The organism is Acinetobacter sp. AS167 (assembly GCF_037152175.1).
In the GTDB taxonomy this organism is placed as follows: Bacteria; Pseudomonadota; Gammaproteobacteria; order Pseudomonadales; family Moraxellaceae; genus Acinetobacter.
This window is the reverse complement of sequence record NZ_JBBCMP010000013.1, coordinates 64,530-80,901: the sequence shown is the minus strand read 5'-3', so window position 1 is coordinate 80,901 and position 16,372 is coordinate 64,530. Positions and strand designations below refer to the sequence as shown.

18 protein-coding genes are annotated in these 16,372 nt (G+C 38.3%); 11 read left to right on the top strand and 7 right to left on the bottom strand.

The features are described 5' to 3' along the window. Positions 1-8 precede the first annotated feature (8 nt). From thiS to WFN33_RS17325, 4 genes are all read right to left on the bottom strand, one after another. A complete protein-coding gene (thiS, locus tag WFN33_RS17340) occupies positions 9-206 on the bottom strand; it encodes a sulfur carrier protein ThiS (protein ID WP_336954262.1) in 198 nt (65 codons plus the stop codon). Positions 207-256: 50 nt separating this feature from the next. Continuing rightward, complete coding sequence (locus WFN33_RS17335) at positions 257-622, bottom strand: DUF423 domain-containing protein (protein WP_336954261.1); 366 nt, start codon at positions 620-622, stop codon at positions 257-259. A gap of 174 nt (positions 623-796) precedes the next feature. Continuing rightward, entirely contained in the window at positions 797-1,666 is an 870-nt protein-coding gene (rpoH, locus tag WFN33_RS17330) for an RNA polymerase sigma factor RpoH (protein ID WP_336954260.1), read from the bottom strand. A 138-nt stretch (positions 1,667-1,804) separates the two neighbouring features. After that, positions 1,805-2,044, bottom strand: a complete 240-nt coding sequence (locus WFN33_RS17325) for a sulfurtransferase TusA family protein (RefSeq protein ID WP_336954291.1) — start codon at positions 2,042-2,044, stop codon at positions 1,805-1,807. Between the two features lie 382 nt (positions 2,045-2,426). On the opposite strand from WFN33_RS17325, the gene WFN33_RS17320 reads away from it, so the two are divergent. Together WFN33_RS17320 and rhlB are read left to right on the top strand one after the other, a co-directional pair. Continuing rightward, positions 2,427-2,639, top strand: a complete 213-nt coding sequence (locus WFN33_RS17320) for a cold-shock protein (protein ID WP_004822370.1) — start codon at positions 2,427-2,429, stop codon at positions 2,637-2,639. Positions 2,640-2,745: 106 nt separating this feature from the next. Next, positions 2,746-3,897 (top strand): ATP-dependent RNA helicase RhlB, encoded by a 1,152-nt coding sequence (gene rhlB / locus WFN33_RS17315; protein WP_336954259.1) that lies wholly within the window; start codon positions 2,746-2,748, stop codon positions 3,895-3,897. Positions 3,898-3,990: 93 nt separating this feature from the next. Here rhlB and WFN33_RS17310 read toward each other — a convergent pair whose 3' ends face one another. Beyond that, positions 3,991-4,371, bottom strand: coding sequence for a hypothetical protein (locus tag WFN33_RS17310; protein ID WP_004719430.1), 381 nt, complete (start codon positions 4,369-4,371; stop codon positions 3,991-3,993). A 326-nt stretch (positions 4,372-4,697) separates the two neighbouring features. Between WFN33_RS17310 and WFN33_RS17305 the strand changes: the two genes are divergently transcribed. The 9 genes from WFN33_RS17305 to WFN33_RS17265 all read left to right on the top strand — a co-directional run bounded on the left by WFN33_RS17305 (position 4,698) and on the right by WFN33_RS17265 (position 13,867). Continuing rightward, on the top strand, positions 4,698-5,273 hold the full coding sequence (locus tag WFN33_RS17305; RefSeq protein ID WP_336954258.1) for a nitroreductase family protein: 576 nt from the start codon (positions 4,698-4,700) through the stop codon (positions 5,271-5,273). A gap of 75 nt (positions 5,274-5,348) precedes the next feature. Beyond that, entirely contained in the window at positions 5,349-6,422 is a 1,074-nt protein-coding gene (locus WFN33_RS17300) for an NAD(P)H-dependent glycerol-3-phosphate dehydrogenase (RefSeq protein WP_336954256.1), read from the top strand. 91 nt (positions 6,423-6,513) lie between these two features. Further along, on the top strand, positions 6,514-6,969 hold the full coding sequence (locus WFN33_RS17295; protein ID WP_336954255.1) for a SixA phosphatase family protein: 456 nt from the start codon (positions 6,514-6,516) through the stop codon (positions 6,967-6,969). Positions 6,970-7,007: 38 nt separating this feature from the next. Further along, positions 7,008-8,150 (top strand): type II secretion system protein GspL, encoded by a 1,143-nt coding sequence (gspL, locus tag WFN33_RS17290; RefSeq protein WP_336954254.1) that lies wholly within the window; start codon positions 7,008-7,010, stop codon positions 8,148-8,150. After that, the gene (gene gspM / locus WFN33_RS17285) at positions 8,150-8,629 is read left to right on the top strand and encodes a type II secretion system protein GspM (RefSeq protein ID WP_336954252.1); all 480 of its coding nucleotides are present in this window, start codon (positions 8,150-8,152) and stop codon (positions 8,627-8,629) included. The genes gspL and gspM overlap by 1 nt, the downstream gene beginning before the upstream one ends. An 89-nt stretch (positions 8,630-8,718) precedes the next feature. Further along, positions 8,719-9,723 (top strand): quinone-dependent dihydroorotate dehydrogenase, encoded by a 1,005-nt coding sequence (locus WFN33_RS17280; protein WP_336954251.1) that lies wholly within the window; start codon positions 8,719-8,721, stop codon positions 9,721-9,723. A 3-nt stretch (positions 9,724-9,726) separates the two neighbouring features. Continuing rightward, positions 9,727-10,320 (top strand): CvpA family protein, encoded by a 594-nt coding sequence (locus WFN33_RS17275; protein WP_336954249.1) that lies wholly within the window; start codon positions 9,727-9,729, stop codon positions 10,318-10,320. Between the two features lie 24 nt (positions 10,321-10,344). Then, positions 10,345-11,889: an amidophosphoribosyltransferase gene (gene purF / locus WFN33_RS17270; protein ID WP_336954248.1), complete on the top strand. Its 1,545-nt coding sequence runs from the start codon at positions 10,345-10,347 to the stop codon at positions 11,887-11,889. 85 nt (positions 11,890-11,974) lie between these two features. Next, entirely contained in the window at positions 11,975-13,867 is a 1,893-nt protein-coding gene (locus tag WFN33_RS17265; protein ID WP_336954247.1) for a M48 family metalloprotease, read from the top strand. A 110-nt stretch (positions 13,868-13,977) separates the two neighbouring features. On the opposite strand, the gene bioB is transcribed toward WFN33_RS17265, so the two are convergent. Continuing rightward, the gene (bioB, locus tag WFN33_RS17260; protein ID WP_336954246.1) at positions 13,978-14,967 is read right to left on the bottom strand and encodes a biotin synthase BioB; all 990 of its coding nucleotides are present in this window, start codon (positions 14,965-14,967) and stop codon (positions 13,978-13,980) included. Between the two features lie 305 nt (positions 14,968-15,272). Beyond that, on the bottom strand, positions 15,273-16,367 hold the full coding sequence (gene queG, locus WFN33_RS17255; protein WP_336954244.1) for a tRNA epoxyqueuosine(34) reductase QueG: 1,095 nt from the start codon (positions 16,365-16,367) through the stop codon (positions 15,273-15,275). Positions 16,368-16,372: the final 5 nt, after the last annotated feature.

The window sequence follows — 16,372 nt, the reverse complement described above, 5'->3', positions numbered from 1 at the left end:
GCTCCAAATTAGCCGCCACCGACAGCGTGAATGATTTCAATACGGTCTTTTTCAGTAATAGGGGTAAGTTCAAGTTTACTTTTTGAAATGATCATTTCATTCATTTCTACGGCAAAGCGTTTACCTTCGAGTGAAAGTTCCTGAACCAGTTGTAAAAGATTTTGGCAAGCGGTTTCTTGAGGCTCACCATTTAAGAAAATTTGCATATACATTCCATTCGATTGCGCAAATTGTGAGGTCTAAAATCAAAATAAATTTATTTAGCGTATTTCAATGCGTTCCATGCAAGAACTAGCCAACCTGCAATCATGAGTGCTCCACCAATGGGTGTAATAGCACCTAAACCTCGTGGTAAACCTAGTGCCATGACATAAAGCGAACCGCAGAAAAATAAAATACCGATTTGGATGAGTAAGAAGCTAGCTTTGATTGGAAGTTGTGGAATGACTTTACCGAGAATCGCCAATGCCAATAGACCTAGTGCATGGTAGAAAAAATAATCGGTTGCTGTTTGCCACCATACCAACTGAGCTTCAGTTGCATGAGCTTTTAAACCATGTGCGCCAAATGCACCTAAGATTACTGCAAGCGCTAAATTCAGTGCTGAAATTGCAATCCACATAAGCCAGTCATCTGCATTAATTTGCGCATAACATTAACACAATTTCAAAGCGGGATTAAAGGCAAAATCTATTAAGAATAAAGATTTGACAAAAATATCTGGCAAAATAAAAGGGCATGTCGCCCTTTTATTGAAAATTTAAATTTTATTTTGTATGTAGACAGTTTTGAAGATTTAGTTGGATGACATGGCAACTTTAATTTTGTCCATAGCATTTTTTTCTAACTGACGAATACGTTCAGCAGATACATTGTACTCTGCAGCCAGTTCATGCAAGGTCGATTTATCATCATCTAACCAACGGCGCTGTAAGATGTTGCGTGAGCGATCATCTAACTGTTCCATGGCATTATGCAAAGCTGATGTACTTTGTTCTTCGTAATCTTCTTCTTCGACTAAACGGGCAGGATCATAGCGGTTATCTTCAAGATAAAGTGCTGGTGCAACATGGGTTGAGCCTTCGTCATCGTCATCGCCTTGAGCTTCAAATGCAGCATCATAAGCAGTTAAACGACCTTCCATTTCCAAGACTTGTTCAGGTGTTACATTTAAGTCGTTGGCAATCGATTTTGCTTCTTCAAGTGTGAGTTTTTTACTCGATTTTTTTAGGCTACGTAAATTAAAAAACAATTTACGTTGCGCTTTGGTGGTCGCAATTTTGACAATACGCCAATTGCGAATCACATATTCATGAATTTCAGCCTTAATCCAGTGCACAGCAAAAGACACCAAACGTACACCCATATTCGGGTCAAAGCGTTTGACTGCTTTCATTAAACCGAGATTACCTTCTTGAATTAAATCACCTTGTGGCAAACCATAGCCCGCATAACTGCGCGCAATATGCACCACAAAACGTAAGTGAGACATCACTAACATTTTCGCAGCATCTAAATCTTGATCGTAAAAATAGCGATCAGCTAACTCTTTTTCTTGTTCAGCTGTCAAGATTGGAATCTGATTTACGGTGCTGATATAAGCACCTAAGTTAACACCTGGTGCAGATAAGGACAGGGGCATCAACTGATTGCTGCTGTCACTCATGGGTTCTCCTTATAGGAATTTCGTTGTATAGCTAATGTATTCATCTTAATTCGAATATTGTACATAAGTAAGGAAATTTGGGTATCGAAATGTAAAAATATATGCAAATTTGCAAAAAATAATTTGAATCGAAAATAATTAAGATTCAATTAAGTAATGAAATTCATGCTCTGATCGTTTAGTCAATTGGCAAGTTATCTTATTGATCTCGCAATAACGAGTAATGTCAATTTCGCTGTGCGGATCAGAGGACATTAAGAGAAATATTTGATTAGGCAATGCTCTTTTTAGTTCACGTTTTAACATTAATAGAGGCATTGGGCAGGGTTTGCCCATACAATTTATTTCAATAGTTGTCTGACCTAAAGTTTCATTCATTTTTTGGCAAGGTAACAATAGGGTGATGGAACGCATATTTTACCAAGTTTATTGAAACACCCCAACAAAAATTGGAAAATTCTTCAACAAATAAAAAATAATCGTGAAGCTGTTTAAAAAACACGCTTGATATCGAAAATAATTATCAAAAAAAATTCTATTAATTGTCATAAACCCATGTTAAGCTCGTTGCGTATTTAGGATTTATCAGAAACAATTCTTGTTTTGAAACCCTATTACAAGATGGATGTAACCGGGATTTTGTTAATAGTTTTACAGAATGATTACAAGCTTTGAAATTAGAAAATATTTTAAAACTTTGTTTGCTCTGCTGTTTGCAACACCGGGTGGTCCCTTTTTCTTAATAACTGAGGATTAACTTATGACAGCTCGTGAACAAGGCGTAGTTAAATGGTTCAACGACACTAAAGGCTTCGGCTTTATCCAACGCGCAGGCGGTGATGACGTATTCGTTCATTTCCGTGCTATCCAAGGTGACGGTCATCGTTCACTTCGTGACGGTCAACGCGTTGAATTCAGTGTTGTGCAAGGTCAAAAAGGTTTTCAAGCTGAAGAAGTTCAGCCTTTAGACTAATCTTAAATTTTTAAAATTTAAGTGGCGCTCCAATTTCTTATAAATTGGGGCGTTTTTTGTTTATAATGGGCGCAATTAAAAGTGTCTACAGTTAGAGCTCGTATTTATGTCATCAGGTTTCGAAACCCTTAATTTACATCCGCAACTTAAACAAGCGATTGATGCTTTAGGGTTTAAAGAAATGACCCCAATTCAGCAAAAAGTATTGAAATATACTTTAGCAGGTCATGATGCGATTGGTCGTGCTCAAACCGGCACAGGTAAAACAGCAGCATTTTTAGTCAGTATTATTAATGATTTGCTCACAAACCCAATTCAAGAACAACGTTTCCGGGGCGAGCCACGTGCATTGATTCTTGCGCCAACACGTGAACTGGCAATTCAAATTGAAAATGATGCAAAGGATTTGGTCAAATATACCAATCTAAATGTCGTGACTTTGGTTGGTGGTGTAGATTTTGATAAACAAAGAAAGCAATTGGATCAAGGTTTTGTCGATATTTTAGTAGCAACCCCGGGTCGTTTAATCGATTTCACCGAACAAAAAGAAGTTTGGTTAGATCAAATTGAATTTTTAGTGATTGATGAAGCTGACCGTTTATTAGATATGGGCTTTATTCCATCAGTTAAACGGATTGTGCGTTTTTCTCCACGTAAAGAACAGCGTCAAACGTTAATGTTCTCGGCAACATTTAGCTATGATGTTCTCAATCTTGCACAACAATGGTTATGTGAGCCAGTTACAGTAGAAATTGAGCCTGAAAAGAAAACCAATGCTGATGTGGAACAACGTGTATATGTGGTCGAAAAGAAAGATAAATATCGATTATTACGTGAAATTTTGGCAGATGAACCCATTGAAAAAGTGATGATCTTTGCCAATCGGCGTGATCAAGTTCGTAAACTTTATGACCATTTAAAAGCTGATGGTTATAAGGTGGTGATGCTATCTGGTGAAATAGCGCAAGATAAACGTTTGAAAATGTTGGATCAATTTAAAAATGGTCAACATAATATTATGATCGCAACAGATGTTGCGGGTCGTGGTATCCATGTTGATGGCGTATCTCATGTGGTGAATTTCACTTTACCTGAACAGTCAGATGATTATGTACATCGTATTGGGCGTACAGGTCGTGCAGGTACGCAGGGTGTGAGTATTAGTTTCTTATCTGAAGATGATGCATTTAATTTACCGACTATTGAGAAAGCGATTGGACAAAAATTGCCTTTAACTCGACTAGAAGGTTATTGCTAGGTTTTTTGTTTCTTTATCGGATTGTGCGTAAAAAACCCACTTATTTAAAGTGGGTTTTTTAATGGCTATTTTTAATTTAGAAGACTAAACGGATTAACTTGCTTTACAGCTAAAGGTCAGAGTTGTTTGATAGTCAGTATCTTTTTCAATACCGTAATTTTTGCCCATCACTGAACCTAATACGCCTGCTGCTGCAGTGATCATTTTTCCAGTTTGTTCATCGACTACACCTTTTAAGCTGCCATGGTATTCAGTTTTTTCATCAACCAAGACGGGCGCACCTTTTTTACCACAAGCCTTGTTTGCTGCAGTAATGGCATTGTTTTTTGCCGTAATTTGATCTTTACCTAAGCCAGTAACTTCATACTGGTTATCTGCTTTTTGAATCGCTAAAGTTTGTGTTGGATTTGATGCACATGCTGTGAAGAGTAATGCTGAACTAGCAAGTAAAGTGATCGTTGTTAATTTATTCATATTGATTCTCAAATTCCTGTACTAAAAATTAAAAAGATAGTGCTTTTAAATTAGTTATAATTTGAGCATAGAATGTGGGCTAAATATTGAGAAACATGTATAAATTTTGCAGTTTTTTTTGAGTTTATTGATGATTTGGCTTTATTTTTAAAGCCACAGGGTATTGAAGGCATTTTTTTTGTGAGCAATCATGATCATTGATAACCTAACAATAAGTTGTATGCATTATTGACAGATGCTAAGTAAATTTTGTTGGAGATAGCTTAATGATTTTAGATTATGCTAATCTTGAAACAAGTGAAATTAACTAGATAATAGATAGGTCAATGTCAGATTTAAATTTCAAAGCAGTACATGACAATATTCATCAACGTCAATCAGTCGGTCATTTGGTTGAACCAGCACCTTCACACGAACAACTGAATATTGCATTTAAAGCCGCTTTAACAGCACCCGATCATCATCGTTTAAAGCCAACACAATTTATTGTAGTGGATGTTGAACAACGTGAAGCATTTGGCGCATTACTGGCACAATCTATTGCTGACTTAGGTGAATTAGATCCAGCCCAAGTTGAACGAGTAAAACTTCATCCTTTTAGAGCACCTATTTTAGTACTTGCTGTGACTAAATTCCAAGACCACCCTAAAGTGCCTTTTTTTGAACAAACGCTGAGTTCAGGGGCAGCAATTGAAAACTTTTTATTGTCGATGCAGGCACAAGGTTTCGCAACAATGTGGCGGAGTGGGGCTGTTGTTGAATCTAAATTATTAAAATCAGCATTGGGTTTAGCTGAGCGAGATTTAATTTCAGGCATTATTTATGTTGGCACAGCGGCAAAAGCGATTGCCTCGCGTGCAGAGGTTGAAACAACACAATATGTTCATTTTTGGCAAGCTTGAGTCAAAAAAATATTGATATTTTCAGATTGAAAAAATCATTGGGTTATTAGGATAAGCATTTTAGGATAACAATAAATGTCGGATTTACAATTTAAAGATTTAGTTGAACCTATTGTTTTGGGTCAGAAAACAGCATTACGAGTGACTGTACTGGGTGGCGGTAGTTTTGGTACTGCAATGGCAAATACAGCAGTACGTAATGGTTGCGACACCATGATTTGGATTCGTGATGAAAGTATAGCTGCCGAAATTAATGCAACCCATGTAAATAAACGCTATTTACCTGATTTTCAATTGGAGACGGGCTTACGTGCTGAGTCAAATCTAGAAGATGCAGTGCGTGATCGCGATATTATTCTGGTCGCAATTCCAAGTCATTCTTTTCGTGATGTTTTACGTCAAATTAAACCTTTTATCAGTGCGCAAGCCGTTGTTTCATTAACCAAAGGGATTGAAGCAAAAACCTTTAGTTTTATGAGTGACATCATTCGTGAGGAGCTTCCTGAAGTTCCTTATGGTGTTCTTTCAGGGCCAAATTTAGCCAAAGAAATTGTTGCAGGACAACCTGCGGGTACAGTGATTGCCAGTGATAGTGAGTTAGTACGTTATGCCGTACAACAAGCACTGCATAGTGCCTTGTTTCGAGTATTTGGCAGTGACGATGTGCATGGTGTCGAATTGGGGGGGGCACTTAAAAATATTTATGCTGTTGCAATGGGAATGGCGGCAGCTTATAAAGTCGGTGAAAATACCAAGAGTATGATTTTAACCCGTGCCTTGGCTGAAATGAGCCGCTTTGCAGTTAAGTTGGGTGCAAATCCTTTAACCTTCTTAGGCTTGTCTGGTGTTGGTGATCTTTTTGCGACCTGTAATAGCCCGTTGAGCCGAAATTATCAAGTTGGTTTTGCCTTGGGTTCTGGAAAGACACTGGAACAAGCAACATCTGAACTGGGTCAAACCGCTGAAGGGATCAATACCATTGTACAAGTCAATGCACGTGCAAAGGAGTTGGATGTCTATATGCCAATTACAACTGCGTTGTATGAGGTTATTTTTGACGGTGCACCACCACTCAATATTGCTGTTTCTTTAATGAAGAATGGGCATCGTAGTGATGTAGAGTTTGTCCTTCCACATAACGAAGTTTAATGGCATGTTGTTAGGACAATATTTCAAGCTTTAGAGATGGATTTGTAACAAAGCCTCGTTATAATCAGTGCAATATTTAAAAGGAAATCTTATGCAACTGACTTTGGTGCGTCATGGTGAAGCAGCTCCACCCGTCAATGGGGTGGACAGTAAACGACCTTTAACACAACGCGGGCATTTACAAGCAGAACAAACGGCTAATTTTTTAAAACAAAACGTACAGCCTGATGTATTTGTTGTAAGTACTTTATTGAGAGCACAAGAAACATTGGCGCACATACAGACTTACTTCCCAGATGTATCAGTATTAGTCTGTGATAAAATAAAGCCAGATGATGATGCAAAATTAGCAATCGAGTGGTTGTCACAATTGCCATTTGAACGTATTGTTGTGGTATGTCATATGAATGTTGTTGCACATATTGCTGAACAGTTGACACATGAACATTTTAATCCTTTTGCCTTAGCAGAGGCTCGTATCTATGAGCAAACTGTGATTGCAAATGGTCTATCTACACAAGATAAAGCCTTTATTCCAACTGTATAAAAGCATTGTTAAAAGAACTTAACGGCAGAAAACGATAAATGTTGTACTTATGGATGCCTGAAGCCAATGGGGTTTGGCAGTGGTCTCGAGGAAGTGATTGGACTAAATCTTCGACCCTAGAACAATTAATACAAGATATTAAACTTTACCAAGGTGAAGAAGCTGTGGTTTTCTTCCCCAGTCGTGAAGTGCAAATTCTTCAACAGAAATTTAGTAAAACTCAATATAAACAATTGGGTGTAGATGGTGTCAAATATTTATTAGAAGAATATGTGATTTTGCCGATTGATCAGATGAAAGTGTTTTCATACTTTCAACAACCGGATCAGGTTTCAATATTGGGGATTCATCAATATGCTGTCACAACAATGCAGCATTCCTTGTCATTGATTCCGTTAAAAATCGTATCTTTATTACCTGACTTTTTGATGCTGCCCGCACCAGAAGCTGGACAGACGATTTTGGCCAATATCAATGGGCAATTATTGGTTCGAGAAGGTGAGTTTCTTGGTAATTCGATTGATGATATCAGTGTATATTTAGATTTTGCTGATCGAGAAAAAAATTATCTATATAGTGGATTGACAGATGAGCAAGCGGTCAGCTTATTTGCCATTGCTACAGCGGATCAACGTGAGCCTTTTGATTATCAATTTAGTGAAATCAAAAAAACTAAACAACATCCTTATAATGTATTGCCAAAAGCCAAGCAAGCCAATCAAGGTGTTTCTCGTTATTGGCAAGCCTGTGCAGTATTGGTGGTTGTGTTGATCATTGCGCAATTGAGTTATGATGCTTTGCGTTGGATTAAACTAAAGAAAGTTGCGGATCAAACTGCTTTAATTGCAGTGGATCAGTACAAAAAGTGGTTTCCAAATGAGCAACGGATTACAGAAGAGTCTGTAGAGCGTCAGTTTAAAAATAAATTAGCACTTAGTCAGAGTGCCAATACGCAAGCTTTACAATTACTCAGCCGTGTTGGGCCTATTCTGATGCAACATCAGATCATTGCCAGTCGTGTGAATTATGATACAGCTGTGTTAAATATGGATCTGGTGGCGAAAAATGCTGAAGGCTTACAGACCTTGGTAACGCAACTGAATCAACAGGGCTTTAAAGCGGAATTAGGTAATGTTCAGACGCAAGGTGCATCTGTCGTTGGTTTGGTGAAGATACAATAATGAAAACAATGGAAAATGTGCAAAATCGACTGGATATATGGTCTGAGAAAATCGCAGATAATTTAGAAAAAATATCACCACGTGAACGTGTCATGGTTATTTTCACTACGATTTTTGTCACTGTGGCAATTGTGGGTGCGGCATTGTGGTACACCCATAAAGCTGCCGAAAAACAGCAAGCACGTTTAAATCAGATGAAAGATCTTGTGGTTTGGATGCAAAGTAATGTGGTGACTATGAAGCCTGCAGATGACTTGGCTTTAACCACCGCAGATAAAATTCAACGTGTAGCACAACAACAAGGGCTTTCGGTTGCCTCGCAGCAAGTGGGTGAGCAATTTCAGATTATTGCACAACATCAAAACTATGCCGTTTTAGCAAACTTTTTAACCCAAATTGCCCAAATGGGTGTAAGTTTGGAAAAGATGGAGTTAGCCAAAGAAGGTGGGAAGATTAAATTAACAGCGACGGTACAGTAGTAGCGAAAATAAACACAGTTCAAGCATAGCCTTTTCAACATACTGTGCCTATAATATGGCAACTTAAAAAGCAGTAGACTTTTGTAGCTATGATGTATTCACTTGCTCGCCCTTTGTTGTTTTCTTTAGCACCAGAGCGTGCACATGAACTCACATTATCCATGCTTAAATCTGCCCATAGAATGGGGGCGATTCGTCAAACTGTTGCTGCCAAACCAGTCACTTGCATGGGAATTGAGTTTCCAAATCCAGTTGGCCTAGCAGCAGGACTAGATAAAAATGGCGCTTATATCGATGCCTTAGCGGGTTTAGGATTTGGTTTTATTGAAATTGGAACCATTACGCCTAAACCACAAGAGGGCAATCCCAAGCCACGCCTTTTCCGTATTCCCCAAGCCAAAGCAATTATTAACCGTATGGGGTTTAATAATGATGGTGTGGATCAATTGGTTGAGAATGTTAAAGCCGCAAAATTTAAAGGCATTCTTGGTATCAATATTGGTAAAAATGCCACAACACCAGTTGAAGATGCAGTTTCTGATTATTTAGTTTGTCTTGAAAAAGTTTATAACTACGCATCTTATATTACTGTTAATATCTCATCTCCAAACACCAAGAATTTACGTTCTTTACAAAGTGGCCATGCCCTCACTGAACTTTTGGAAACACTGAAAAAACGTCAGTTAGAGTTGGCAGAAGAATTGCAACACTATGTTCCTTTAGTGTTGAAAGTTGCACCAGATCTAGAAGCTTCAGATATTGAATTTATTGCATCACAATTGTTGCAGTTTAAAATTGATGGATTGATTGTGACCAATACAACATTATCCCGTGAGGGGGTTGAAGGTTTACCATTTGGTGATGAAGCGGGTGGTTTATCCGGTGCGCCAGTATTTGAAAAGAGCACGGCATGTTTGGCGGCTTTTTCAAAAATTTTGCAGGGGAAAATTCCTTTAATCGGTGTTGGTGGAATTTTATCTGGTGAACAAGCTGTTGCAAAACAACAAGCCGGCGCAAGCTTAGTCCAAATTTATAGTGGTATGATCTATACAGGTCCTATACTCATTAAAGACTGTGTTGACGCTATGATTTAAAATATGAATACCTTAGACATTATTATTCTGATTCTATTGCTCATTGGAGGGCTAAACGGTTTGCGACAAGGATTCGTGAAAGCCTTTGCGAACTTGATAGGATGGATATTTGCACTGATTGTCGGTGCCAAATATGCCAATATCATCGCACCTTCAATGTCTGCACTCAGTCAGGATCCTGTGGTGCAGAAAATTGCTGCATTTGCTTTTATTGTCTTGGTCATTATTGTTTTAACATGGATTGTCACTGCTTTACTTAATCAGATTTTAAAAACTTTAAAACTCGGTCCATTAAATCGTTTAGCTGGAAGTGCTTTGGGTGCCTTGAAAGGTTTGTTCATCGTCCTCATTACTATGCAAGGTTTAGGGCCGTGGGTTGAAAGTTCTCCAACTTGGAAACAATCCAAATTCATTCAGACGCTTTTACCATTTGCACCTTTGGCATCTGAAATCTCTAAAGATGCTGCAAATGAAGCATTACATCATATACATTCAGAAGATCGTTCCGATGATGCTTCTGTAACGAAGACTGATCGATCATCGGATATTCAAAACGATGAAAAATCAGCACATTCGACAAAGAATCCGTTTTATTAGTCCTAGCTGGTCTGCGAGGTAGTTATGTGTGGAGTCGTTGGTATAGCAGGTAAAGCACCTGTAAACCAAATGTTATTTGATGCGTTGACGATGTTACAACATCGTGGGCAAGATGCGGCTGGGATTGTGACTTGTCATAATGGACGTCTTTTTCTAAGAAAAGATAATGGTATGGTACGTGATGTATTTCATACTCGCCACATGCGTGCGTTACTCGGTAACTATGGTATTGGTCACGTGCGTTATCCAACTGCTGGTTCTTCAAGTAGTGCAGAAGCGCAGCCTTTCTATGTAAACTCACCGTATGGGATTACTTTGGCTCATAATGGTAACTTAACCAATGCAGCTGATATTCACGATGACTTATTCAAAACTGACTTACGTCATATGAATACGGACTCAGACTCAGAAGTATTGTTAAACGTTTTTGCTCATGAATTGCAAAAATGTGCATCATTAACGCCAATGCCTGATGATATTTTTCATACGGTTAAACGTGTGCATGAGCGTTGTAAAGGTGCTTATGGCGTCGTTGCAATGATCACAGGGCATGGCATTGTTGGTTTTCGTGATCCGAATGGTATTCGTCCACTTATTTATGGTTCACGTTTAACTGAAAATGGTGAAACAGAATATATCATCGCATCGGAATCTGTTGCAATAACAGCATTAGGATTTAAGGTAGAGCGTGATATTGAGCCTGGTGAAGCGATCTTTATCAATTCAAAAGGTGAATTCTTTTCACAACAGTGTGCTGCAAATTCGCGCTACCGCCCATGTATTTTTGAATACGTTTATTTTGCGCGTCCAGACGCAATAATTGATGGTATTTCGGTATATAAAGCACGTTTGAAAATGGGTGAAACCCTTGCGAAGAAAATTCTTCATGAATGGGGTGATATGCATGACATCGACGTGGTGATTCCAATTCCAGATACAAGTCGTACTTCTGCTTTAGAGTTGGCGAATATGCTGGGTGTGAAATTCCGTGAAGGTTTCATGAAAAACCGTTATATTGGCCGTACCTTTATTATGCCGGGCCAACAACAACGTACCAAATCCGTACGTCAAAAACTCAACCCTGTAGAGCTTGAGTTTAAAGGTAAGAACGTTTTGTTAGTTGATGATTCGATTGTACGTGGTACGACTTGTAATGAAATCATTCAAATGGCACGTGATGCTGGTGCAAAAAAAGTCTATTTTGCCTCTGCTGCACCTATGGTGAAATATCCAAATGTGTATGGTATTGATATGCCAGCAAAAGCAGAATTGATTGCTTCACATCGTAGTGTCGAAGAAATACAGGGAATCATTGGCGCCGATCGTTTAATCTTTCAAGACTTGGATGATCTAAAAGCTGCAGTAAGAACCAGTAAGGTTCCTGTAGTGCAAGAGTTTGATTGTTCAGTGTTTGATGGTGTTTATGTGACAGGTGATATTGATGAACAATATTTAACTGATCTGGAGCAAAGTCGTAGTGATACTGCTAAAAAAGAGAAAGATGGTTATATTGATGTCAATATCGATGCTGCATCTGTTGATTTGAGTGGTATCAAAGAAGAAATGTAATCAACTTTGATTTACATTGAGAAAAAGCGGGAAGTTCCCGCTTTTTTCATTTATAGTATTTTGCAATGTAATGAGGAATTTTACATTGAAAGATGTCAGTCATTATTTGATAAAAAACAAAAATATGTTGTGGTCTGCAAGTATTTGTTTACTTGCGGTCATTTTGACGATTTTTATTCTAAATACTGTTTTAGGGTTGCTGGTTCACTATGCAGACCCAGATCAAGAGATTTGGTGGAATATTCTCAGCCCATACTGTGTAGGCTTGATCATTGTCATTATTGGATGGTCAATCGCATATGAATTTTATGTCTTCCGTACAGGTGGTCATTCACTTGCAAAGCAATTAAAAGCCCGTCGTTTAAGTCAAATTGAAAGCACACCTGAAGAAAGTGTAGCATTAAAACTAGCAGATAAATTTGCGGAGACTTTTGAAATTGATGCACCTACATTATATGTTTTGCCAGATGAAGTTGGGGTTAATGCATTAACTGCTGGATTCCATCCAAGAGATACAGTGATTATCCTGACTTGGGGTGCATTACAGAACTTGGATGAATTAGAACTTTATGGTTTGCTCGGTCATGAGTTTAATCAAATTTTGTCAGGTGAAGCACGTGAAAATACCCGACTTAAAATTTTATATAGTGGTTTAATTACCTTTAGCCAGTTGGGAAGTAAAATCGCAAAACAGGGTTTTAATCGTTATAACGCCAAGGGAAATCAGCATAAATTTGAAACCAGTTTTGTTGCTGTTGGTGGCGTGATTTGGCTGTTAGGTAGTATGGGGATTTTAATTAATCGTTTGATTAAATATTTCACTTTAGGGGGGCGTACTTTTTATAACGATTATAAAACTAAAAAGTTATTGTTAAATAATGCCAATGTACAAACGTTATTACGGATCTATGTGCATCACGCAGGTTCTCAAATTCATAGTGAGTTTTCAGAAGCCATTGCGCATATGTGTTTTGCTAATTCATTAAGTCCGCAAAGTTGGTTAAATATCCATCCAAGTATTGAAGACCGTATTTATGAGTTAAATCCAACACTATTACAGGATTTACAGCTCGAAAATTTAAAAAAATTACGCAGTCAGCCTTTATTTAGTTTGTTGCGACCTTTGGAAGAATCAACAGGGGATGTTTATAACCCGTGGGTATCTCCACAGCCGCTACCTCTGTTACGATTATCGCCGATTAGTTTTGCTTTAAACGATGCAATTAAGCCTTTAAATCCAGAAGTACGCCGTCAAATTGAGCGTTCTGACTTGATTCAGCGCGCTATGCAAACAGCAACGGGTTCTCGTGAGGTGATGGTCGCCATCTTAATGATTCGACAGTATCGCGAATTTATTCCATCTGATGCAGAGGTGAGTCGTGCAATTATTGACTCACTTTTGAATTTAGATGGTCGGGTGCATATTCAAATTTTCCATGATGCCTGTGAAAATCTTGGTAATATGCCTGCGACCAGTGCACGTCAATTTGTGACCAAGCTAGCGAAAATTATTCAAGAAGATGGCGAGATTGGTTTGTTAGATGCATTGCTGATTGAACGTGTAAAGGCTGAATTGCATTTGCTGCCGATGCATACACCCTCATCATTGGAAACGGTGAAGCCGCAAATTGTGCGCTTGATTGATGCATTACTGCACGTACAGCAAATTAACAGTGCCAATCAGCTTGATGTACGTTATGAGATTTTAGAACGGGTTTTGTCTAAGGATGAGTTAGAACTGTTTGAGGAAATCTCAGATGAACCTATTGATTTGGGAGAAATCTTAAATGATATTGCAGGGTTATTATTACGTGATCGCCTAAGTATTTTGGGCGTGGCTGAAATTTGTTTGTGGAATGATCGAATTATTACGCAAGATGAACTAGATGTACTGCAATTGCTGTATTGGCGACTTGGCTTTGTCACAGATGATATCGTAGATCAAATGCAAAAAAAGAATAGTGTGATGATTATTTAACAAATGTAAAGTAAGTTGTAGTGACGTAATCATAGAAAGTATAATAAAAAGAATCAAATGGGAAACGCGAACACCCCTTTTTTTTGAAGTGGTGTTCACGAAACTTTGAATTAACTCGCCATAGCATCGACAGAAAGCTCAGCCACTGTTGGTTTGGCTTTTTCTGCTTTTAAACCTAACTTATTAAACAGTTGTTTGTCTTTACCTTCGCCTGCATTCGGTGTGGTTAATAATTTTTCACCACTAAATAGCGAGTTTGCACCTGCCATAAAGGCTAAAGCTTGATCTGAGTCAGTGAGAGATTCACGGCCAGCAGAAAGACGGATATAGCTGTGTGGCATGATAATACGCGCAACCGCAATAGTACGAATCCATTCTGTGACATCAAGTTTTTCAACATCTGCAAGTGGTGTACCTTCAATTGGGACAAGCATGTTGATCGGTACAGATTCAGGATGAACAGGCAAGGTTGCTAATTCATGTAATAATCCAATACGATCATTACGATTTTCACCCAGTCCAACAATACCGCCACTACAGACTTTCATACCTGCATTACGAACATGATCCAAGGTGTCTAAGCGATCATCAAAAGTACGGGTGCTGATAATATGTGAATAGTATTCACGAGACGTATCTAAGTTATGGTTGTAATAATCTAAGCCTGCTGCATGTAAACGTTCAGCTTGTGATTGGTTAAGCATACCCAGTGTCATGCAGGTTTCTAAACCTAAGGCTTTAACTTCACGCACCATTTCGAGGACATAAGGCATATCACGCTCATGTGGGTTTCGCCATGCTGCACCCATACAAAAACGCGAAGAACCTGATTCAATGGCTTCTTTTGCTTCACTGATTACTTTATCAACCGCAATACGTTTTTCAGCTTCTAATTTTGAATCATAGCGTGCAGATTGCGAACAATATTTGCAATCTTCAGGGCACTTACCAGTTTTAATTGAAAGTAAAGTACTGACTTGGATGGTATTGGCATCAAAGTGTTCACGATGAATTTGCTGTGCTTTGAAAACTAAGTCTAAAAAAGGCTGTTCATATAAAGCTTGAATTTCTTCACGAGCCCAGTCATTACGTACTGTCATTAATTAAATCCATGATAATCATTATCTATCCCTGTATATAATACATAATTCATGCCAATTCTATAGGGCAAAAAAGTACAAATATGATGGTATCTTACGATTAAAATGATCAAGAGTATAGAGAACTAAAATTATAAATATAGTTGCAAAGTTAATCACATTTCTTGTGATTTACTCACAAAATTTTAACTTTAATTTTTGTTAACTTCAGTGTATTGGTTATTAAAATATTCAAAAATTACGAACTTTGTAACGATCTGAAAATTATAATTTGGCACAAATTAAGGGCATAAATGAGCTTGAATTTAGCCTTGTTTAGAGCTTTGCTCTTTAATAGCCCAATCAATATGGACTTGCACAACTTCATCATGTAGGGCTCTATTTTGGGTCAAAGCTGTAATAATTTGGGCTGAATACGGTGCATTACCTAAGCCGATTGCAATATTGCGCATAAAGCTTTGAAAGCCTGTACGTCGGATGGGACTTCCTTCAGTACAGTTGAGGAAGGTTTTCTCATCCCATTGCCATAAATCTAATAAATTAATATTGTCTAAGCCATAACGTGGATTAAAGTCTTCAATTGAGGCTTTTTTGGCAAAACTGTTCCAAGGACAAATCAGTTGACAATCGTCACAGCCAAAAACACGGTTACCAATACCACGTCTTAACTCTTCAGGAATAATTCCCTTATATTCGATGGTTAAATAGGCGATACATCTACGCGCATCCAGCATATACGGCTCAACGATCGCTTGTGTTGGGCAAATATCGATACAGGCTGAACATGAACCACAATGAGGCGTTGACGGTTCATCAAAGGGTAAATCAAGTGAAGTAAATAATTCACCTAAAACAAAAAAGGAACCCGATTTTTTATGAATCAATAAAGTATGTTTACCCGTCCATCCCATTCCTGCACTTTCTGCCAGTGATTTTTCAAATACTGGTGCCGAGTCCGCAAAGGGGCGAGATTCAAACGGACCAACTTTTTCTTTAATGAGGGTTGCCAAGGTTTTTAACCGACCACGCATGATTTTATGATAGTCACGTCCACGTGCATAACGGGCAATAATGGCTGAATTGGGTTCATCTGGGACATAACGTGGTTTTGGTGTTTCAACCAAATAGTTCATTCGTACACAGATGATACTTTTCGTGCCTGGAACCAGTAGTGTGGGATCCGCTCTTTTTTCTAAATTTTCTTCTAAAAACTTCATATCGCCATGGTATCCGCGTTTTAAATATTCTTTAAATCGTGGTAATTCAGCTTGAGCATCAGGACGAGCAATGACACAATCAGCAAAGCCCAGTTGCAAAGCCTTTTGTTTGATCCAAGACTTTAGTTCTTGAAGATCAAGCTGTTGCAAGGGAATGGATTGCGAAGTTAAAGTTGCCGACATAATGA